The sequence below is a fragment of the Afipia broomeae ATCC 49717 genome (genome assembly GCF_000314675.2).
Classification (GTDB): Bacteria; Pseudomonadota; Alphaproteobacteria; order Rhizobiales; family Xanthobacteraceae; genus Afipia; species Afipia broomeae.
The window spans coordinates 936,608-957,979 of the sequence record NZ_KB375282.1 but is presented as its reverse complement, the minus strand read 5'-3'; the positions used below and the strand labels follow the sequence as shown (position 1 = coordinate 957,979).

Sequence of the window (21,372 nt, the reverse complement as noted above, 5' to 3'; positions counted from 1 at the left end):
CGTATTCGGAAACTGCACCTGCTCCCGATCGCCGAATTGCGGTTCATAGAGACATGAACAGTGATCCGCTCTCCGGGCCTGCCCGATGAAGCCTGTAAAAACCGGCATGAAGCCGGTGCATATCGCACTCAATGTGCTGGCGCTGTGTTTCGCCCTGTCGGTGCTCGGGCGCGGGCTCGGTGAGAGCTTCACCGTCTTCCTGCTGCCGATCTCGCAGAGCTTTGGCTGGGACCGCGCCGAGGTCATCTCGATCTATTCGCTGGCCGCGCTGGCGGGCGGCCTCGCCGCTCCGCTGATCGGCCGCCTGTTCGATCACTCCGGCCCTCGCATGGTCTACACGCTGGGGCTCGCGCTGCTGGGCGGAGCCTTCCTCGCCGCGGCCTTCGCGCAGCAGCTCTGGCAATTTCAGCTCACCCTCGGCCTTTGCGCCGGATTCGGCATCGCCTGCATCGGCAATGTTCCGAACTCGATCATGCTGGGACGGTGGTTCGGCCCGAAACTGCCGGCCGCGATGTCGGTGGTTTATTCCGCCGCCGGGGCCGGCGTGCTCATCCTGCTGCCGTTGTCGCAGGTCCTGATCGACCGTGTCGGCTGGCGCGGCGCGTATCAGATCTTCGGCGGCACAGCGCTGGTCCTGCTGCTGCCGCTGGTGCTGCTGCCGTGGAAGCTGTTCGCGTCGGGATCGGCGACCCTCGCCCGGAGCGCGGCAACCGGCCTGATCGACGAAGGCTGGACGCTGGTCAGCGCCATGCGTCATCATGCCTTCTGGGCGCTGTTCTCGACATTCTTCTTCACCGCGGTCGGCATGTTCGCGCTCTCGGCACAGATCGTCGCCTATCTGGTCGATGCCGGCTTTCCCCCGCTGCAGGCCGCCACCGCGTGGGGATTCAGTGGCGTTGTGCTGCTGTTCGGCATGCTCGGCGTCACCTGGCTCGACGGCGTGATCGGCCGCCGCCGCTCGGTGCTGTTCAGCTACGCGATGTCGATCATCGGCATTGGCCTGCTCTGGCTGCTGAAATCATATCCCAATGTCTGGCTGCTCACCGCGTTCGTCGTGACATTCGGCAGCATGATCGGCTCGCGCGGTCCGCTGATCACCGCGACCGCGATGAAAATCTTTCGCGGCGAACGGGTCGGCACGATTTACGGGACGATCACCATCGGCAGCGGGCTCGGCTCCGCGTTCGGCTCCTGGGCAGGCGGCCTGATCCACGACATGACCGGAAGTTACGACGCGCTGCTGCTGTTTGCCCTCATCAGCGTGATCCTCGGCATGATTCCGTTTCTCGTCGTCCCTGCGCTGCGGCAATGACGGGTTGCGTGACCGCGATCCAATTGCGATCATTGCCCGAATGAAACCGGAGATGATCTCATGAGCGCGCCTGTCGATGCACCGGATTGGCGCAAGCTGACACAGGAGCAGCTCGATCTCGGCTTCAACAACACGCTCCATGTGCCCGAGACGCCCTCCATCGTCGCGGAATGGGATCGCCTCTCCGCCGAGATGCGCGCCAGGCATCCCCAGTCCCTCGATCTTCGCTACGGGCCGCGCGAGCGCAACCGGATCGATTTCCTGAAAGCCGGGGATGACGGCCCGACACTGGTCTTCATTCACGGTGGCTACTGGCAGACGCGCGCCAAGGAGAATTTCACTTTCTGCGCTGCGGGTCCGATGGCCCACGGCATCAATGTCGCGCTGATCGGCTATACGCTCGCGCCCGATGCCACCCTCGGCCAGATCGTCGACGAAGTCCGTACCGGCATCGACTATCTGGTGACCGAGTTGCCCGCGCTGGGCGGTGATCCGGACAGGATGATCGTCTCGGGCTGGTCCGCCGGCGGACATCTGTCATCGATGTCGCTCGGTCATCCGCACATCAAGGCCGGGCTTCTGATCAGCGGCATCTACGATCTCGAACCGATCAGTCACAGCTATCTGAACGCCAAGCTCAATCTCGACGACGCAACGATCCAGCGCAATTCGCCGATGCGCAATCCCGGCGGCGTGAACAAGCCGCTCGTCATCGTCGCGGGCAGCGGCGAACTGCCGTTGCTGCGCAAGCAGTCCGCCGACTACGCCGCGCACCGCGCGGCTCATGGATTGCCGGTGATCTACGAAGAAATCCCGAAAGCGAATCATTTCACCATGATGGATGAACTGGCTTCCCCCACGGGTCGGCTGACGACACTGGTGCGGCAGTTGTTCGCCCGGTAGCTGCTCACGCCACCAGCGGCATCCGCTGCTCGATGATGCGCGAGAACAGGCTCGCGCCGACAGGCAGGATGCCGTCGTCCAGAATAAAGCCCGGATTGTGCAGCGGCACCGATCCCTCGTGGCCGAGCCAGAAATAGGCGCCCGGTACCTTGAGCAGCATGTCGGCGAAATCCTCGCTGCCCATTTTCGGCGTCGGCGTCGTCAGCACGTTGTTGTTGCCGACAACGTCCCGCGCCACGTCGGCGACGAAATGCGCCTGCTCCTCGTGGTTGATTAGCACCGAGAAGATATCGCGGATCTCGACCTTGATCTCGACCTGAAACGCCGTCGCCATGCCGGCCGCAATCGTGCGCATCCGGTCGCGGATCTGTTCGCGCACCTTTTCGGAAAACGTGCGCACGGTGCCGGCCAGCGTCGCCTCGCCCGGGATGACGTTATAGGCCGAACCGGAATGAATCTGCGTGATCGACAGCACCGCGGATTTGAGCGGATCGACATTGCGGCTGACGATGGTCTGCAGCGCCTGCCCCAGCGTCATGGCAATCACCACAGGATCGCGTGACATTTCCGGCATCGCGCCGTGGCTGCCGTAGCCGGTGATGGTGATATCGAAGAAATCCGCGCAGGCCATGCTCGGCCCCGGAAAGATCGCGACCTGACCTGGATTGAGCTGCGGCGCGTTGCCCATAGACCTCATCGAGCGGAAATTTCTCGAACAGGCCGTCCTTGATCATCGCGCGCGCGCCGCCAAGCCCTTCCTCAGCGGGCTGAAAGATGAAAGCCACCGTGCCGTCGAAATTGCGCGTCTCGGCGAGATAGCGCGCGGTGCCGAGCAGAATGGTGGTGTGGCCGTCATGGCCGCAGCCATGGAAGCGATCGGGAATCGTCGAGCGCCAGCTCAGGTTGGTCTTCTCTTCCATCGGCAGCGCGTCCATGTCCGCGCGCAGGCCGATCCGCTTCGTGCCGTTGCCCTTGCCTTTCAGGAGACCGACGACGCCGGTGCCGCCGAGGCCTCGATGCACCTCGATGCCCCAGCCGGCGAGCTTTTCCGCAACGATGCCGGATGTGCGATGTTCCTCGAAACCAATTTCGGGATGGGCATGAAGGTCGCGGCGGATGGCAATGAGTTCGTCAGTATAGCTTTCGATCAGCTCAATATTGGGCATGCGGCGTTATCCCGTTTCGTATGGTGACTATGACAAGGCCCGATCGCGCGGCCTCATCTTGGCAAATCATTGCAGGCTGGCCAAGAGACCGGCCATCAACCTTCCGCGCTCAACCAGGCTATCGACTTCGATATGCTCGTTCAGCGTGTGGTAGTCGCCACCGCGCAATCCGAGACCGTCAAGGGTGGGCAGACCCATCGCCCCGGTGAAGTTTCCATCCGAGCCTCCGCCCGAACTGCCCTGGATCAGATCGAGGCCGATTTTCGCACCGACCGCACGTGCCTGTTCATACAGCGCCATGGTGCCGGCACTCGGTTCCCAGACCGGCCGCGTCACGCCGCGCGTGACCTTGAATGTGACGTCGTTCGCCGTGCCGTTCAGCGCCAGCATCCGCTCAACACCGCGGTCGAGATCGGCCTGACGTTTCGCCATGCTGAGCGCTTCGCCGCGGCAGGATGAGGCCACGCAGTTCACCCACTGCCCGCCATGAACGACGCCGACGCTGAAGGTGCAGTCGTCGCCGGTCATGCCGTCTATGGCGATGATCTGCCGCGCCATCTCACGGATCGCGGATCGCCCGGCGGCGAGCGTCGCGCCCGCGTGGCTCGGCTTGCCTTCCGCTTCCAGATTGAACCGGGCAATCGCGTAGCGGCCGGTGATGACGCCGGCATTCTTGAACGCCGGCTCCGGCACCAGCACGTACTTGTTGCGCGCGGCTTCCGCCTCGATGATGTCGCGCGTGGACGGCGTTCCGACTTCCTCGTCCGGCGTGAACAGCACCGTCACCGGCAATGGCGTCGTAACCGACGCCTTGGCGAGCTGCCGGATCGCCTCCAGCGCGGCGTAGTTGCCGCCCTTCATGTCGAGAATGCCCGGGCCGTAGCATTTGCTTCCCTCGCGCCGCCACGGCAGCTTTTGCAACGTGCCGACCGGATGCACGGTGTCCATATGTCCCGCAATCAGAATGCCTGGCTGCCCTTGCTGGCGATGGGGAAACCGCGCACGGATGCAGCCGCCAAAGCCCTGCCGTCCGGCTATGTACTCGATCGTGGCGCCGCCGATCGCCATGTCGCGCGCCGCAAGTTCAAGCATGCGGTTGACCGCTTCAGCATCCCAGGTCGGGCTCTCGCATTCAATCCACGGGCGCAGGCCCGTCAGCATGGTCTCGGTATCGAACGGCAATGAGGCGGGATCGATCAAGGCGTGTCCTCTCGTTTTGCTTGTTTTACGGCAGGAACTGGCGCCCCGCTCGCTCCGATGCTCGCAGGTTCGGTACCCGATTCACAATGCAAACTTGACGGGCCTGCTGCGAGTTTCGCGATATTGCAGGCTGAAAACAGATTGCGTAAGCAGGCCGTCGATCAAGTGGGGAGCTAGCAACAATGATTTGCGGTGCAGCATGGGGGCGCAAGTGACGCAATCGGTCATTGCGATGCAGCCCTCCAACGCGAAGGCCGCCGGCTGGATGGCCGGCTGGCTGACCCTGATGCTGGTGCTGCTGGTCGCCGGGCGCGAAGCCACCCGTGAACTCGACGTGTTCCAGATCATGGAAATGCGGTCGGTCATCGGCCTCGTGATGCTCTATCCGCTGATCCACGCCAACGGCGGCTTCGCGCGCATGAAAACCTTGCGGCCGCTTACGCATATCGTCCGCAACATCGTCCACTACGCCGCGCAGTATGGCTGGTTTCTGGCGCTGACGCTGATCCCGCTGGCGCAGGTGGTCGCCATCGAATTCACCATGCCGATCTGGACCGCGCTGCTCGCCGTGAGTTTCATCGGTGAGCGCCTGAATGTCTGGAAAGTGCTGGCGATCGTGTTGGGGCTGATCGGCGTGATCGTCATCGTGCAGCCCGGCGTCGCGCAGATCAGTCCGGGTCAGTTGATCATGGTGCTGGCCGCGATGGGTTTCGGCGCTGCCATCGTCATGGTGAAGTCCCTTACCCGCACCGATACGGTCCTCGTGATTATCTTCTGGATGCTGGTGATCCAGTCAGCCATCGGGCTGGTCCCGGCGGTCTACACCTGGCACTGGCCATCGGCTCACATCTGGCCTTGGATCCTCGTGATCGCATTCTGCGGAACGTATTCGCACTACTGCTTCGCGCAGGCGATGCGTTATGCCGACGCCACGGTCGTCGTGCCGATGGACTTTCTGCGCGTGCCGCTTTCGGCGACGCTCGGCTGGCTGCTCTATTCCGAGCGGCTCGACGCCGCGACCGTTATCGGCGCGGCGCTGATCCTGACCGGCAATTTGCTGAACCTGAAGCGGTCGTAGACGAGCCCTCTTGTCATTGCGAGGAGCGAAAGCGACGAAGCAATCCACTCTTCAATGGATTGCTTCGCTTCGCTCGCAATGACGTCGAAAATGTTTAAGCCGCGCTCTTCTTGTCCACCGACAGCACGCCGCGCCTGATCTGGTCTTCTTCAATCGACTCGAACAGTGCCTTGAAGTTGCCTTCGCCGAAACCGTCGTCGCCCTTGCGCTGGATAAACTCGAAGAAGATCGGGCCGATCGCGTTGGCCGAGAAGATTTGCAGCAGCACCTTGGTGTGGCCGCCATCGACCACGCCCTCGCCGTCGATCAGGATGCCGTTCTTCCGAAGGCGCGCAACGTCCTCGACATGCTTCGGCAGGCGCGTGTCGATCTTCTCGAAATAGGTATCCGGCGGCGGCGGCATGAAAGGAAGGCCGTCCGCGCGCAGCTTTTCGATGGTGTGATAGATGTCCTTCACGCCGCAGGCGATGTGCTGGATGCCCTCGCCGCGATAAATGTTGAGATATTCCGAGATCTGGCCGGAATCGCCCGCATCTTCGTTGATCGGAATCCGGATCTTGCCGTCGGGACTGGTCAGTGCGCGCGAAAAGAGACCTGAAGCCCTGCCCTCGATGTCGAAGAAGCGGATCTGGCGGAAGTTGAACAGCTTCTCGTAGAAGCCGGTCCACACATCCATGCGGCCGCGATGCACGTTGTGGGTCAGGTGGTCGATGTAGAACAGCCCCGCGCCCTCGGGATGGATGTCCTTTAGCCCGAGCCAATCGAACTCGACGTCATAGGCCGAACCCTTCTTGCCGTAACGATCGACGAAATAAAGAAGGCTGCTGCCGATGCCCTTGATCGCGGGAACGTCGAGTGTTTTCTGCGCAGCCGTCGCCTCCGCCGGTTCCGCACCGAGCGCCAGCGCGCGTTCATAGGCATGCTTCGCATCGACCACGCGGAACGCCATCGACGGCGCACACGGGCCATGAGCCGCGACGAAATCATGGCCATGAGTGCCGGGCTGCTCGTTGACGAGATAGTTCACGTCGCCCTGGCGATAGACTGTGATCGCCTTGGTCTTGTGACGGGCGACCGCGGTGAAGCCCATCAGGCGGAACAACGCGTGCAGCTTTTCCGGCTCGGGATGCGCATACTCGACGAACTCGAAGCCGTCGGTACCCATCGGGTTCTGCTCGGAAATGACGGCGGCCGGCGCATCGTGTGGAAACGGACCCATGGCGATCTCCCTTGATTCTTCTGTCAGGAGTGCATCGTGCGCCGCTTTTGATGCAACAGGCGTGCAAAATAGGGCACCATATGCCAATATCATGCACATATCGTGCATCCGAGAAGGTTTTTGCGCATGACTTCGCTGGACGGTTTCGACCTCAAAATCCTCGCCGCGCTCCAGGACGACGGCCGCCTGACCAATCAGCAACTCGCCGACCTCGCGGGCCTGTCGGCGTCGCAATGCTCGCGCCGCCGCACGCGGCTGGAAGACGAGAAAGTGATCGCCGGTTATCACGCCGACCTTGCCAGCGAGGCGCTCGGCTTCAACGTGCTGGCCTTCATCCAGATCACGCTGGCGACGCATTCACCGAACAACGCCAAGCGGTTTCGCGACCTGATGCGGCGGGTCGATGAAATTCAGGAAGCCTATTCGCTGACCGGCGATGCGGATTATCTGCTGAAGGTGGTGCTGAGCGATCTCAAGAGCCTGTCCGACATCGTCAACAATGTGCTGATGCCGCACGAGAGCGTTGCGCATGTGCGCTCGTCCATCGTGCTGGACCGGCTCAAAACCACGCGGAAGCTGCCGTTGAAGAAACTGGGTTAAAAGGCAGGACGTTCCACATCTGCGATCGGCCCCCTCTCCCGTGGGGAGAGGGTTGGGGTGAGGGCGTAGAATCCATCGAGAGAGCGTACCCCTTCACCCGCCGCGCTTCGCGCGTCGACCTCTCCCCATGGGAGAGGTATAGACACGCTGCCGATAACGCCCTTGCAAACACCCCTGTATCAAACCGACGGCAAAATCGTCCCCTCAACCTCGCCAAAACCGATGCGATAGCCGTCGCCCTGACACCAGCCGCGCATCGTGAGCGAGTCGCCGTCCTCGAGGAACGAGCGCTGCACGCCGTTGCCAAGATCGAGCGGCTCGGTGCCGCCCCAGCTCAGCTCCAGCATGCTGCCCCGTTCGCTTTTCTCAGGGCCGCTGATCGTGCCGGAGCCTAGCAGGTCGCCGACATTCATCGCGCAGCCGCTTGACGCATGATGCACAAGCTGCTGCACCGAGGACCAGTACATGTATTTGAAGTTGGTGCGGCAGATACCCGCCGCGTCCTTCATCGTCTCGGTCTTGAGATCGACGGCAAGCTGAACGTCGTAATTCTGCGCGCCCTTCTGCTGCAGATACGGCAGCGGTGCCGGGTCCTGCGCCGGACCCTTGATACGGAACGGCTCCAGCGCCTCGCGCGTCACCACCCACGGGCTGATCGAGGTGCCGAACGCCTTGGCCTGAAACGGACCGAGCGGCACATATTCCCATGCCTGTATGTCGCGCGCGCTCCAGTCGTTGAGCAGCGTGAAGCCGAAGATCATCTCCTCGGCCTCCTGCTCGGTCAGCATCTCGCCCATGGCGGACGCCTGCCCGATCACGACACCCATTTCGAGTTCGAAGTCGAGCCGCTTGCAGGGGCCGAAGGTCGGCGCGTCCGCCGTCGGCGGCTTGAGCTGTCCGCGCGGGCGGCGGATCGGCGTGCCGCTGACCACCACGGTCGATGCGCGGCCGTTGTAGCCGATGGGCATCGACAGCCAGTTCGGCATCAGGGCGTTGTCCTTGCCGCGGAACATGATGCCCACATTGGTGGCGTGTTCCTTCGACGAATAGAAATCGGTGAAACCCTGCACGGCGATCGGCATGTGCATGTCCGCGAAATTCTGCGGAACCAGCGCACGCTTGCACAGATCCGCATTGTCGCGCAGTTCCGGATTGTCATGCCGCAGCAGTTCGCTGATCCGCGCGCGGGTCCTGCGCCAGACCTTCGGGCCGAGCGCCATGAAGGCATTGAGCGATGGCTTGGCGAAAACATTCGCTGCGCCATCAATGCGCAGCAAGCCCGCCGCTTCCAGCACCGCCAGGTCGAGAACAAAATGGCCGATCGCCACGCCGACCCGAAGGTCCGGCTGTTCCGGCGTGAAAAACACACCATACGGCAGGTTCTGGATCGGAAAATCCGACAACGGATCGACATCAATGAAAGAGCGCAGCTTGGGATCGTTCGGGTGCATCGTATCCATCCGTTATTCTGCGTCGGGCTGGCGGCCCGGCTCGGCGGCGGCGAAGGCATCGAGTTTCGCGGCGGCGGCATCCAGCGCCACGATACGCTTGTAGGGCGCAAGGTCCACGCCGAAGCGCCGCGCGTTGAACACCTGCGGCACGAGGCAGATATCCGCCAGCGTCGGCTTGTCACCGAGCGCAAACGGTCCCGGCAGATGCGCCAGCCGCGCTTCCACGGCATCAAAGCCGGTCTCGATCCAGTGCTTCGACCACGCCCCGCGCGTCGCCTCATCGACACCCATGTCGATCAGCCGGTTCAGCACGCGCAGATTGCCGATGGGATGAATATCGGCGGCGACCACCAGCGCGATCTCGCGCGCGATCGCCCTTCCCTTCGCATCCGGCGGCAGCAGCGGCGGCTGCGGATGCGTCTCGTCGAGATATTCGATGATCGCAATCGACTGCGCCAGTTCGAGATCGTCATCGATCCAGTACGGCACGAGGCCCGCCGGATTGATCTTGCGGTAGGCCGGCTGCGTCTGCTCGCCCTTGCGCAGATGCACGAAGCGATGATCCGCGCTCAGTCCTTTCAGGTTGAGCGCGATGCGCACGCGATAGGCCGCGGTCGAGCGAAAGTAACCGTAGAGAACAGCGTCAGTCATATTGGTGTTCCGAATTCGATTTCAGCGATCTGCCCACCTCTCCCGTGGGGAGAGGTCGGATCGCGCAAGCGATCCGGGTGAGGGCGTAGAATCTCTCGATGAATCTAGAACCCCTCACCCCAACCCTCTCCCCACAGGGGAGAGGGAGTGACATTGCTGCCGTTTCAATACCGCTCATCAATTCAACGACGTTAAGGCTTCGACGGGTCGAAGCGGCGCTCCAGTCCCTGCCAGCAATCGGCGTAATCATCCTGCAGCGCGCTCGTGGTCGCAGCAAACTGCGTGACCCGCTGCGGAAACCGCGTCTCGAACATGAAGGCCATGGTGCCGGTCAGCTTCACGGGCTTCAGTTCGCCATTGCTGGCGTGATCGAACGCCTCGCGGTCCGGGCCATGCGGCAGCATCATGTTGTGCAGGCTGATGCCGCCTGGCACGAAGCCATGCGGCTTGGCGTCATAGGCGCCATACAGCAGTCCCATGAATTCCGACATGATGTTCATGTGGTACCACGGCGGACGGAAGGTGTTCTCGGCCACCATCCAGCGCTCCGGGAAGATCACGAAGTCGATATTCGCGGTGCCCGCCGTTTCCGACGGCGAGGTCAGTACGGTGAAGATCGAAGGATCGGGATGATCGAAGCCGATGGCGCCGATCGGCGAGAACGTGCGCAGGTCGTATTTATACGGCGCGTAGTTGCCGTGCCACGCCACCACATCGATGGGCGAATACGGCAGCCTGGTCACGAACAACGAACCGCCCCACTTTACATAAAGCTCGGTCGGCGTTTCCTTGTCCTCATAGGCGGCCACCGGGGTCAGGAAATCGCGCGAGTTGGCGAGACAGTTCGCGCCGATCGGCCCGCGCTCCGGCAGCGTGAATGCGCCCCCGTAATTCTCGCAGAGATAGCCGCGCGCCGGACCGCCCGGAATTTCAACGCGGAACTTGACGCCGCGCGGGATCACCGCGATCTCGCCGGGTTCGATGTCGATGATGCCGAACTCGGTGACGAGGTGAATGTTGCCGTCCTGCGGAACGAACATCAGTTCGCCGTCGGCATTGTAGAAATTCTGGTCCACCATCGATTTGGTGATGAGGTAGATGTGCGCCGCCATGCCCGCCTGGGTATTGGCATCGCCCGCCGTGGTCATGGTGTAGACACTTTGGAGAAAGGTCTGCTCCTCCTTCGGCATCGGCAGCGGATCCCAGCGCAACTGCGCGATCGGCATGTCGTATTCAGTGCACGGCGCGGTGCGCCAGTATTTCGCGTCGACCTTGGTGAAGCGGCCCGAGTGCTTCACCGACGGGCGGATGCGATACAGCCAGGAGCGCTCATTGGTGCCGCGCGGCGCAGTGAATGGCGATCCTGAAAGCTGCTCGGCATAAAGTCCGTAGGCGCAATTCTGCGGCGAGTTACGCCCGATCGGCAGCGCGCCGGGCAGCGCTTCGGTCTCGAAGCTGTTGCCGAAACCAGACATATAACCCGGCGTGACGCCATGCGAGCCATGACTCATAACCTTGGGTGCAGTGTTGATGTTCATCTCACTCTCCATCAGCGCGAGATTCAAGTTCCTGAAAACGTCATTGCGAGCGAAGCGAAGCAATCCACTCTTTCTAAATCGCTCTATGGATTGCTTCGTCGCTCTCGCTCCTCGCAATGACGGACCTACTTCTCTAGATACATTCGCCCTGCTTCATCCTTGCAAAGCAGCCCACATTTCGCGGTCGCGCTTGTCGGTCCAGATCACCGGATCGTCGATCCCGGATGCTTCATCGAATGCGCGGGACACGTTGAACGGCAGACAATGCTCATAGATCGCGAAGGAGGAGAACTTCGGGTCCATCACCTCGCGGGTGGCGGCCATGGTTTCCTTCAGCGAACGCCCTTTCGCCACCGACAGTTCCGCCGCGCCGTACAGCGAGCCGACGAAGTCGCGCGTCATGGCGATAGCTTCGTTCACGGTCGCAGCGCCCTTCAGGGCATCGCCACGGCCCGGCGCGACCGCCTTTGGATTAAACTCGCGGATTTCGTTCAGGGTCAGCGGCCATTCGCGCAGCAACGCGTCGCCGCAATAGCAGGCCGAGTGATATTCGATCAGATCGCCGGAACACATCACCTGCGCATCGGGCACCCAGGCGACAATGTCGCCGGAGGTATGGCCCGCGCCGAGATGCATCAGTTGCACCTCGCGCTTGCCGAGATAAAGCGTCATGCCGGTGTCGAAGGTGATGGTCGGCCAGGTCAGGCCGGGAATGCTTTCGGCGTCGCGGAACAGGCGCGGAAACCGGCCATATTCGGAATCCCAGTCCTGCTTGCCGCGCTCCACGATCAGCCGCTGGGTTTCGGACGAGGCAACGATGCCCTGTGCCTTGTAGGCCGACGCGCCGAGCACACGTACCGCGTGATAATGCGACAGCACCACATACTTGATGGGCTTGTCGGTCACGGTCTTGACGCGCTCGATTACGTTGTTGGCCATCGCCGGCGTTGCCTGCGCATCGAACACGATGCAGCCGTCGTCACCGACAATCACCGCCGTATTGGGATCGCCCTCCGCGGTGAAAGCGTAAATGTCCGGGCCGATCTCGGAGAAGGTGATCTTCTTTTCCGTCATGTCGCCGGTCGATGCGAAACCCTTTGCGCTCATTTTGCGTCCTTTTCTGAATTGGTCTTTCCGCTTTGGCCAAGTTGCCGCTTCGCCAGCGCAATCGCTTCGCGCAGCACCTCGACATCGCCGATATGGTTGGCCAGAATCAAAACCAGCGCCGTGTCCAGCGATACACTGTCCTCGTCGCGCAGGCCGCGATGGGCTTCCACCACCAGCCGATAGGCGGCGTCGGGATCGGCGAAATTCGATTGTGTCGAGAGTGTCATGCGTAGCTCACGTTTGTGCACTTGCGCGGGCGATGGCGGCCTCGACGGTCTTGCGCGTCGGCTTCCTGAAGCGCGCCGCGACATAACCGTCAGGGCGCAGCAGATAAGCCGCGCCTTCGGAGACATCGTACCGCTTCGCAAACAGTCCTGCGGCATCGCGCAGCGGAGCTGTTTCGCCGATATGGATGGAATGACAGCCCGGTTGATCCCCGCCGTTGGCCCCCGCTTGCAGCAGGACGAAGCCGCCCCCGCCTTGTCGGAAGGCCTCGGTGAGATAGACCGGCTCGCCGTTCGCCGCCGCCAGCGGTGCGTCGATCATCTGCGCGCCGGGGCGCGGGCCCGCCGCCCAGACGTCGGTGTCCGGCGTCGACAGCGGCGTCTCATACACCGACGGCGTCGAGAGCCGCCCGCCGTTGACCATGCGCTTGGCGAATTCGGCTTCCTTCGCAAGCCGCAGTATCGCTTGCCGCATCCGCCGCTCCTGCGCCGAATGCGGCGCGATGAAATCAGTCGAGCGGGTCGACGCACGGATGTTCTCATCCGCGGCCGCGCTGCGCTCGATCTCGTAACTGTCGAGCAACGTGGCCGGCGCATCGCCGCGCAAGATCAGCGACAGCTTCCACGCAACGTTTTCTGCATCCTCAAGTCCGGAATTCGCACCCCGCGCACCGAACGGCGAGACCTGATGTGCCGAGTCGCCGGCGAAGATCACGCGCTCATGCACAAAGCGCTGCATGCGGCGGCACTGGAACTTGTAGATCGAAATCCATTCGAAATCGAAATTGGCATGACCCAGCATGCGCTCGATCCGCGGCCGGACATTTTCCGGCAACCGCTCGACGGCGGGATAGGCATCCGGTCCAAGTTGCAGGTCGATACGCCAGACATCGTCGGGCTGACGATGCAGCAGCGCGGACTGGCCTGAATGGAACGGCGGATCGAACCAGAACCAGCGCTCGGTCGGAAACTCAGCGGTCATCTTGACGTCCGCGATCAGGAACTGATCCTCGAACACTTCTCCGGAAAATTCCGCACCGACAAAGCCGCGCAGCATCGAGCGCGCGCCGTCGCAGGCGACAACGTAATCCGCCTTGAGGTGATAGCGTCCATCCGGCGTGTCGATCGCGAGCACAACATGATCGTTGCGCTGGTCGAGGCCGACGACCTTGTTGCGCCAGCGCAGATCGACCTGCGGCAGTTCGCTGGCGCGATCGACGAGAAAGGCCTCGGCGTAATACTGCTGGAGATTGATGAAGGCCGGCATCTTGTGGCCGTCTTCCGGCAGCAGGTCGAAGCGGTAGAGCATGTCATCGTTCAGGAAGATCTTGCCGACCTTCCACACGACGCCCTTCTCCACCATGCGTTCGCCGACCCCGAGACGGTCCCACAGTTCCAGCGAACGTTTGGAGAAACAGATCGCCCGCGAGCCGTCGCCGATCCGGTCGGCGTCATCCAGCAGGACGACGCTGTGCCCGCGCTGCGCAAGATCGATCGCCAGCGTCAGGCCGACGGGGCCCGCGCCCACCACCACGACCCGGTGGCGCGCGGCATCCGCCGCCGTCCGGTCCTGATCGGGATGGCGACGATAGCCGAACTGAATAATCCGTGATACCGGCACGTTTCGTCCCTGCTTGACTGACGGGCCTCTTGATCGAGGCCTCTGACGCGGTGGTTTGCACGTCTGCATTTGACGCTGGCCATCAGGATAGACCAAGGCTATGATCGTTGCAACTGCAACCAACTGGACCGGGCTGGCCCCTGGCCAAAATGGACGTTTTCCTTGACGAAGCTCGATCTTTTCAAATTCGTGCCGTTCCGGCTGAATCGGCTGGCCGCCGAGGTCAGCGCGGAACTCTCCAGCGAGTATAGCGAGCGCTACGGCCTCGATATTCCCGAATGGCGGGTGCTGGCGACGCTCGGTTTCCGCGATGACGCCTGCACGGCGCAATACATCGCCTATTGCACGCGGACGCATAAATCGACCATCAGCCGGGCCGTCGCCCATCTGCTGGATAAGCAGTTGATCGAACGCGTCGAGAACGTGGATGACCGCCGCGAGCTGGCGTTGCAGCTCACCCGCAAGGGACACGCGCTCTATGAGGAGCTTATTCCCCGCCTGCTCCGCAAGGAACAGGACATCCTGTCATGCCTCACGGCGGCGGAGCGAAAGGAATTCGCAAACGCGCTCGGCAAGATCGAGCAGCAGCTCAATCTCGTGCAGACCGCGAAAGACGCACGCGCCAAAAAGGATGCGTACTAGGAGTAACTCACACAGCCGTCAGCGCCGGGCTTGACGGTTCATCAACACGCAACGGCAGAGGGAGCAAAACCTGCTCCCTCTCCCACGTCAGAACGGGGCGAGGTTGCAGCAAGCCATCACGCCGCGCGGATGTTCGCCATGAAGCGATCGAGCTCCTGACGCAGCCGCGTGCTTTCGACCGCCAGCGTCTGGGCCGAATTCAGCACCTCGCCCGACGCCGTGCCGGTTTCGCTCGCGCCGCGGTTGACCTCGGAGATGCCTTCCGCGATCTCCTGCGTGCCGCCGGCGGCGCTCTGAACGTTGCGGGCGATCTCGGTGGTCGCATTGCTCTGCTGCTCGATGGCAGCGGCAATGTTGCCGGCGATCTTCGAGATCTGGCCGATGGTCTGGCCGATTTCCTTGATGGCGAAAACCGATTCCTGCGTCGCGCTCTGCATCCCGGCGATGTGCGACGAAATCTCGTCGGTCGCCTTCGCGGTCTGGCTCGCCAGCGATTTCACCTCGGACGCCACAACGGCAAAGCCGCGTCCCGCCTCGCCCGCCCGTGCCGCCTCGATGGTGGCGTTGAGCGCCAGCAGATTGGTCTGCTCGGCAATCGCCGTAATCAGCTTGACCACGTCGCCGATTTCCTGTGCCGCGCGCGACAGCTTGGCGATGCGTGCGTCAGTCGCTTCGGCCTGCGACACCGCCGCCGCGGCGATGCGGCTCGATTCCTGGACCTGGCGGCCGATCTCGACAACCGACGCCGAGAGCTCTTCCGTCGCCGCCGCCACCGATTGCACGTTGGAGGATGCTTCCTCGGATGCGCCGGCCACCTTGCCCGACAGCATCTGGGTCGCCTCGACGGTTCGCGTCAGGGTCGTCGCGGACGCTTCAAGCTGGCTGGCCGAGGCCGATACGCTCGACACGATCCCGCCGACCGCGGTTTCAAAATTGTCCGCGAAACGATGAAGCTCGGCGCTGCGCGCGGCGCTGGCGGACTTGCCTTGCTCTTCGCGTTCCGCCGCCTCGCTCTGCGCCTTGGCGACAGCCCGCATCTTGAACTCTTCAACCGCGCCGGCCATCTCGCCGATTTCATCCTTGCGGCCAAGGCCCGGCAGGACGACATCGAAATTGCCACTGGCAAGCTGACGCATCGCATCGCACATGCCGATCATCGGGCGTGAAATTCCCCGGCCCAGCATCCAGGCGAGCAACGCGCCAAACGCGATGCCGCCGCCGCCGAGAATGGTCACGAACTTGCCGGTGCTGTGCGCGGCCTCGGCGGATTCCTTCGCGAGCCGGGTCTGCTGTGCAAGCAAGCCGTCCTTGATGGTCTTCGCTTCCTGCGTCACGCTCGCCGCCGCCTCGTTCATCTTTGTGGACAGCGCTGCGATCTTCGCGGTGTTCTCGACAAACTTGGTGAATGCCGCCTTGTAGGCATCGAGCTCCTGGGTGATCTCCGCAATCTTCGATGTGAGTTTCGCATCGTCGGCGGTCAGTGTGCCGAAACTGTTCTTCAGAAGCTGCATGCGGGCATTGACGCTGTTGGCGACGGCGGCGTCGGGGCGCAGCACGTAGTTGCTGATGTTGGAGGTAATGGACGCGGAGTGGGTCGCCAGTTCCTTGGCGTTCTGCTGGATCGACGTCAGACCCGCTAGGATCGCGGTATCCGCCAGATCGTCGAACTTGTAGCGGATGACGTTGCCCATCCGGAGCAACTGGTTCGACGCGATCGCGGCGTTATCGGTCTTGAGCTTGATGACCTCGCCGAATAGTCCGGCGAACTCGCTGTAGCTGGCCGAAAGATTGAGAACGCTCTTCCGGTTGCCGGCGGTGGCGACCCGGGCAGCGCGTTCGATGGCGGCACCAAGGGCAGTCTCCGCAGCGCGTGCAGCCTCCTCGTCGGCTGGAAGGCCGGTCGTCACATAATAACGCGCGAGAAGCTGATATGCCGCGAGTTCGCGGTCGATGTCACGCGCGCTGTCGGTCTCGGCGACAATGCCCTGATAGGACTGGACGCCCTCGGCGATCCGCTCAAAGCCGAAATAGGCGACACCCATATTGATGGCGGAGATGCCCAGCACGGTGATGAAACCGAGCATGATCTTGGTTCGGAATCGCAGGTTGGAAAGAAAGCTGACGTTGACCTTCTGCTTTGCCGGAGTGCTCTTGAACCAGCCCATTCCCAACCCCCAAAAATTCTTTTTGCATGCCAAACCCGCCGGACAGCCAACCGGCGCAAAGTGCCTCAAGGTAAACAAAATTGAATAACACCCCGTAAATTGCTACCTCACGCAGCAAAAAACGCCCGCTCAGCGGGCGTTTCTTGCAACGTTCGTGTGCAATCGCGGGATTTGCACCGTATCCCGGCACCGCGAGGCGCCAAAGATTAACGCCTTATTCCCAGCTCAGCGCGCCGCCGTTCTGGTACTCGATCACGCGGGTCTCGAAGAAGTTCTTCTCCTTTTTCAGGTCCATCGCCTCCGACATCCACGGGAAGGGATTGTCGGTCTCGTCGAACACGCGGGTCAGTCCAAGCTGGGCGCAGCGGCGGTTGGCGATGAAGTGCATGTACTGCTCGCACAGCGCTGCGTTCAGGCCGAGGAACCCGCGCGGCATGGTATCGCGGCCATAGGCTGCTTCCAGTTCGGCCGCTTCGCGGATCATTCCGCGGACCTCCTCCTGGAATTCGCCGGTCCACAGATGCGGATTCTCGATCTTGATCTGGTTGATCACGTCGATACCGAAGTTCAGATGGATGCTCTCGTCGCGCAGGATGTACTGATACTGCTCGGCGATGCCGACCATCTTGTTGCGGCGGCCGAGCGACAGGATCTGCGCGAAGCCGGTGTAGAACCACATCCCCTCGAAGCAGACATAGAAGGTGATCAGGTCGCGCAGCAGCGCCCGGTCGGCTTCCGGCGTGCCGGTCTTGAAGTCCGGGTCTTCCAGATTCTGGGTGTGCTTGAGCGCCCACGCCGCCTTGTCGGTGATCGAAGGCACCTCGCGATACATGTTGAACAGCTCGCCCTCATCGAGGCCGAGGCTTTCCACGATGTACTGGAAGGTGTGGGTGTGGATCGCTTCCTCGAAGGCCTGACGCAGCAGGTACTGGCGACACTCGGGATTGGTCAGGTGGCGATAGATCGCCAGCACGATGTTGTTGGCGACGAGGCTTTCGGAGGCCGCGAAGAATCCGAGGTTGCGCTTGATGGCGCGGCGCTCGTCGTCGGTGAGGCCGTCGCGCGATTTCCACAGCGCGATGTCGGCCTGCATCGACACTTCCGTCGGCATCCAGTGATTGTTGCAGCCGGCGAGATATTTCTCCCATGCCCATTTGTACTTGAGCGGCAGCAATTGATTGACGTCGGCGCGGCAGTTGATCATCGCCTTGTCGTCGACCGAGACGCGGCCACCCTTGCGGTCGATGGTGCCGAGGCCGGTTGGATCGGCTTGCTCCGATACGACAGGCTTACCGGTCAGGATGGGCGGCAGGTTGGTAGCAGGTTTAGCAGGTGCGGGTTCGGACCAGTCGAGCATGAAGATCGTCTTTCTTGTCTAACGTCGGATGTTGCCAATTTCGTCATTGCGAGGAGGCGAAGCCGACGAAGCAATCCGTGACTTTTCAAAGGTGGATTGCTTCGCTTCGCTCGCAATGACGGCGAGGCTGCTTACTGGCACGCCTCGCAATCGGGATTGTCGATCGAACACGCCACCGCATCGGACAGATCCGGCGCGGTCGAGGCCTGCGATATGACGATGGGCTTGTTCACCGGCAGTGACGCGAGAGGCGTTGACGAGACCGCGTTGAGCTTGCCGTCGGTGCCCTTGAGCGTGGATTTCTCCACATGCGTGGCGCTGCGCGAGCGCAGGTAGTAGGTGGTCTTCAATCCGCGCGTCCATGCGAGGCGATAAAGCTGGTCCAGTTTTTTGCCCGACGGATTGGCGATGTAGAGGTTCAGCGACTGCGCCTGATCGATCCATTTCTGCCGCCGTGCCGCAGCCTCGATCAGCCACGCGCTGTCGATCTCGAACGCCGTTGCGTAGAGCAGTTTCAGATCGTCCGGCACACGGTCGATGGAGCCGACACTGCCGTCGAAGTACTTGAGGTCCGACACCATCACCTCGTCCCAAAGGCCGCGGGCTTTCAGATCGCGAACCAGAAACTCGTTCACTTCGGTGAAATCGCCGGACATGTTCGATTTGACATAGAGGTTCTGGTAGGCGGGCTCGATCGACTGCGCCACGCCGCAGATGTTGGAAATGGTCGCCGTCGGCGCAATCGCCATCACATTGGAGTTGCGCATGCCGACCGACTGCACCCGCGCCCGCAGCGCAGTCCAGTCCAGCGTTGCCGACCAGTCAGCATCAAGACCACCGCGCGCATCGGCCAGAATCTCGATCGAATCGATCGGCAGGATGCCCCTGCTCCACAGCGATCCCTTGAACGACGGATACTGACCGCGTTCGGCGGCAAGATCGACCGACGCCGAGATCGCATGGAAGGAGATCGCTTCCATGCTGGTGTCCGCAAATGCGACAGCCGCATCCGACGCCATCGGGATTCGCAGCGCGTGCAATGCATCCTGAAAGCCCATCAGGCCGAGACCGACCGGCCGATGTTGCAGGTTGGAGCGGCGCGCTTCCGGGATGGTGTAGAAATTGATGTCGATGACATTGTCCAGCATCCGCATCGCGGTCGAGATCGTCCGCTTCAGCCGCGCGTGATCGATGCCGCCCTCACCCACGTGATTGAGCAGATTGACCGAACCGAGATTGCACACCGCCACCTCGTCGTCCGACGTGTTCAGCGTGATTTCGGTGCAGAGATTCGACGAGTGGATGACGCCGACATGCTGCTGCGGCGAACGAAGATTGCACGGGTCCTTGAAGGTGATCCAGGGATGTCCGGTCTCGAACAGCATGGTCAGCATGCGGCGCCACAGATCCGTGGCGCGCAGCGTCTTGAACACGCGCATCTCGCCGCGCGCAGCCTTCGCTTCATAGAAAGCGTAACGCTCGGCGAACGCCTTGCCGTAAAGATCGTGCAGGTCCGGCGCCTCGTCCGGCGAGAACAGCGTCCATTCGCCATCGGCCTCGACGCGCTGCATGAACAGATCCGGCACCCAGTTCGCGGTGTTCATGTCGTGGGTGCGGCGGCGGTCGTCACCAGTGTTCTTGCGCAGGTCGAGGAATTCCTCGATGTCGACATGCCATGTCTCGAGATAGGCGCAGACCGCGCCCTTGCGCTTGCCGCCCTGATTGACCGCGATCGCGGTGTCGTTGGCGACTTTCAGGAACGGCACCACGCCCTGGCTTTCGCCGTTGGTGCCCTTGATGTGCGCGCCGAGGCCGCGCACGCGGGTCCAGTCGTTGCCGAGACCGCCGGAATATTTCGCCAGCAGCGCGTTGTCCTTCACCGACTTGAAGATGCCGTCGAGATCGTCGGCCACCGTGGTCAGGAAGCAGGACGAGAGCTGCGGCCGCAGCGTACCGGAGTTGAACAGCGTCGGCGTCGACGCCATGAAGTCGAACGACGACAGCAGGTTGTAGAACTCGATGGCGCGCGCCTCGCGGTCGATCTCGCGAATCGCAAGGCCCATCGCCACGCGCATGAAGAACGCCTGCGGCAGTTCGATGCGGTTGCCGTCCTGATGCAGGAAGTAGCGATCGTACAGCGTCTGCAAGCCGAGGAACTGGAACGACAGATCGCGCTCCGGCTTCAGCGCCGCCGCGATCCGCTTCAGGTCATAGCGCGCCAGTTCAGGATCGAGCAGTTCGGCTTCGATGCCTTTCTTGACATAGACCGGGAAGTACTCGACGTAGCGCGCCGCCATGTCCGCCTGCGTGGCGCTGATCTGCGCGGCATGTACGAACGAGAGAACCTCGGTGCGCAGCTTGTCGAGCAGCAGACGCGCGCTGACGTACGCGTAGTTCGGTTCCTGCTCCACCAGCGTGCGCGCGGCCATGATGCCGGCCAGCGCAAGCTCGTCCTGGCTGATGCCGTCGTAAAGATTGCGCTTTGTTTCAGCGAGCACTGGCGCGGCATCGACGCCGTCGAGATTGGCGCACGCTTCCTGAATAATCAGGGTCAGGCGCTCGACATCGAGCGGCACGCGCGTGCCGTTGCCGAGCGTGACATGCAACTGCGGCTCGGAGGATGCCTTCACTGGCTTGGCGGCGGCGGCTTCGGCGCGCTGACGCTGACGTTCGTCGCGATAGAGCACGTAGGCACGGGCAACCTTGTGGTGCTCGCTGCGCATCAGCGCCAGTTCGACCTGATCCTGAACATCCTCGATGTGGAAAGTGCGGCCCTCGCCGATCCGGCGGGTCAGCGCGCTGACGACTTCGTTGGTCAGTTGCTCGATCACCTCGTGAATGCGGCGCGACGCCGCCGCGGTGTGCCCCTCGACGGCGAGGAACGCCTTGGTCATCGCGATCGAGATCTTGCTGGCATCGAACGGCGAGACCGTGCCGTTGCGCCGGATGATCTGGAGCGGCGGCTCCGCCGCAGGGACAGCCAGTGACTCGGAACGCAACTGAATGAGAGGAGCGGATTTGGCGGCTTCGCGTTCGATCGAGAGTGACATCGGCAGACCCCGTGCGTGTTGCAATTTTCTGGGGGCTTGGGCCGAAGGCGCATGGTCACGGCGCGCGAACGCACCGAAGCACGCGACC

16 protein-coding genes and 1 pseudogene are annotated in these 21,372 nt (G+C 62.3%); 5 read left to right on the top strand and 12 right to left on the bottom strand.

The annotated features are described in order from the left end of the window. Positions 1-85: 85 nt before the first annotated feature. Together HMPREF9695_RS04485 and HMPREF9695_RS04480 are read left to right on the top strand one after the other, a co-directional pair. Positions 86-1,312 carry an MFS transporter gene (locus HMPREF9695_RS04485; protein WP_006019616.1) on the top strand — a complete coding sequence of 409 codons (1,227 nt, stop codon included), beginning with the start codon at positions 86-88 and terminating at the stop codon, positions 1,310-1,312. 60 nt (positions 1,313-1,372) lie between these two features. Beyond that, positions 1,373-2,215, top strand: a complete 843-nt coding sequence (locus tag HMPREF9695_RS04480; RefSeq protein ID WP_006019614.1) for an alpha/beta hydrolase — start codon at positions 1,373-1,375, stop codon at positions 2,213-2,215. Between the two features lie 4 nt (positions 2,216-2,219). Here HMPREF9695_RS04480 and HMPREF9695_RS04475 read toward each other — a convergent pair. Together HMPREF9695_RS04475 and HMPREF9695_RS04470 are read right to left on the bottom strand one after the other, a co-directional pair. Further along, positions 2,220-3,381, bottom strand: a pseudogene (locus HMPREF9695_RS04475) (M20 aminoacylase family protein). Positions 3,382-3,447: 66 nt separating this feature from the next. Next, positions 3,448-4,578: a M20/M25/M40 family metallo-hydrolase gene (locus HMPREF9695_RS04470; RefSeq protein ID WP_041711868.1), complete on the bottom strand. Its 1,131-nt coding sequence runs from the start codon at positions 4,576-4,578 to the stop codon at positions 3,448-3,450. A 202-nt stretch (positions 4,579-4,780) separates the two neighbouring features. Here HMPREF9695_RS04470 and HMPREF9695_RS04465 point away from each other — a divergent pair, with 202 nt between their 5' ends. After that, complete coding sequence (locus tag HMPREF9695_RS04465) at positions 4,781-5,659, top strand: DMT family transporter (protein WP_006019609.1); 879 nt, start codon at positions 4,781-4,783, stop codon at positions 5,657-5,659. Between the two features lie 94 nt (positions 5,660-5,753). On the opposite strand, the gene hppD is transcribed toward HMPREF9695_RS04465, so the two are convergent. After that, positions 5,754-6,878, bottom strand: a complete 1,125-nt coding sequence (hppD, locus tag HMPREF9695_RS04460) for a 4-hydroxyphenylpyruvate dioxygenase (protein WP_006019608.1) — start codon at positions 6,876-6,878, stop codon at positions 5,754-5,756. A gap of 126 nt (positions 6,879-7,004) precedes the next feature. Between hppD and HMPREF9695_RS04455 the strand changes: the two genes are divergently transcribed. Next, positions 7,005-7,478 carry an Lrp/AsnC family transcriptional regulator gene (locus tag HMPREF9695_RS04455; RefSeq protein ID WP_006019607.1) on the top strand — a complete coding sequence of 158 codons (474 nt, stop codon included), beginning with the start codon at positions 7,005-7,007 and terminating at the stop codon, positions 7,476-7,478. A gap of 179 nt (positions 7,479-7,657) precedes the next feature. Here the strand turns inward: HMPREF9695_RS04455 and fahA are convergent, their stop codons facing one another. From fahA to HMPREF9695_RS04425, 6 genes are all read right to left on the bottom strand, one after another. Continuing rightward, on the bottom strand, positions 7,658-8,929 hold the full coding sequence (gene fahA, locus HMPREF9695_RS04450) for a fumarylacetoacetase (RefSeq protein WP_006019606.1): 1,272 nt from the start codon (positions 8,927-8,929) through the stop codon (positions 7,658-7,660). Positions 8,930-8,941: 12 nt separating this feature from the next. Next, entirely contained in the window at positions 8,942-9,580 is a 639-nt protein-coding gene (maiA, locus tag HMPREF9695_RS04445; RefSeq protein ID WP_006019605.1) for a maleylacetoacetate isomerase, read from the bottom strand. Between the two features lie 191 nt (positions 9,581-9,771). After that, positions 9,772-11,118: a homogentisate 1,2-dioxygenase gene (hmgA, locus tag HMPREF9695_RS04440; RefSeq protein ID WP_006019604.1), complete on the bottom strand. Its 1,347-nt coding sequence runs from the start codon at positions 11,116-11,118 to the stop codon at positions 9,772-9,774. Positions 11,119-11,271: 153 nt separating this feature from the next. Beyond that, positions 11,272-12,225 (bottom strand): MBL fold metallo-hydrolase, encoded by a 954-nt coding sequence (locus HMPREF9695_RS04435; protein ID WP_006019603.1) that lies wholly within the window; start codon positions 12,223-12,225, stop codon positions 11,272-11,274. Then, positions 12,222-12,452 (bottom strand): DUF2783 domain-containing protein, encoded by a 231-nt coding sequence (locus tag HMPREF9695_RS04430; protein ID WP_006019602.1) that lies wholly within the window; start codon positions 12,450-12,452, stop codon positions 12,222-12,224. The genes HMPREF9695_RS04435 and HMPREF9695_RS04430 overlap by 4 nt, the downstream gene beginning before the upstream one ends. 7 nt (positions 12,453-12,459) lie before the next feature. Continuing rightward, positions 12,460-14,070 (bottom strand): FAD-dependent oxidoreductase, encoded by a 1,611-nt coding sequence (locus HMPREF9695_RS04425; protein WP_006019601.1) that lies wholly within the window; start codon positions 14,068-14,070, stop codon positions 12,460-12,462. 162 nt (positions 14,071-14,232) lie between these two features. Here HMPREF9695_RS04425 and HMPREF9695_RS04420 point away from each other — a divergent pair, with 162 nt between their 5' ends. Then, positions 14,233-14,712, top strand: coding sequence for a MarR family winged helix-turn-helix transcriptional regulator (locus HMPREF9695_RS04420; RefSeq protein ID WP_006019600.1), 480 nt, complete (start codon positions 14,233-14,235; stop codon positions 14,710-14,712). Between the two features lie 116 nt (positions 14,713-14,828). On the opposite strand, the gene HMPREF9695_RS04415 is transcribed toward HMPREF9695_RS04420, so the two are convergent. From HMPREF9695_RS04415 to HMPREF9695_RS04405, 3 genes are all read right to left on the bottom strand, one after another. Continuing rightward, positions 14,829-16,877, bottom strand: coding sequence for a methyl-accepting chemotaxis protein (locus HMPREF9695_RS04415; RefSeq protein WP_006019599.1), 2,049 nt, complete (start codon positions 16,875-16,877; stop codon positions 14,829-14,831). Positions 16,878-17,091: 214 nt separating this feature from the next. Then, complete coding sequence (locus HMPREF9695_RS04410) at positions 17,092-18,234, bottom strand: ribonucleotide-diphosphate reductase subunit beta (RefSeq protein ID WP_006019598.1); 1,143 nt, start codon at positions 18,232-18,234, stop codon at positions 17,092-17,094. A gap of 131 nt (positions 18,235-18,365) precedes the next feature. Next, the gene (locus tag HMPREF9695_RS04405) at positions 18,366-21,284 is read right to left on the bottom strand and encodes a ribonucleoside-diphosphate reductase subunit alpha (RefSeq protein WP_006019597.1); all 2,919 of its coding nucleotides are present in this window, start codon (positions 21,282-21,284) and stop codon (positions 18,366-18,368) included. Positions 21,285-21,372 lie beyond the last annotated feature (88 nt).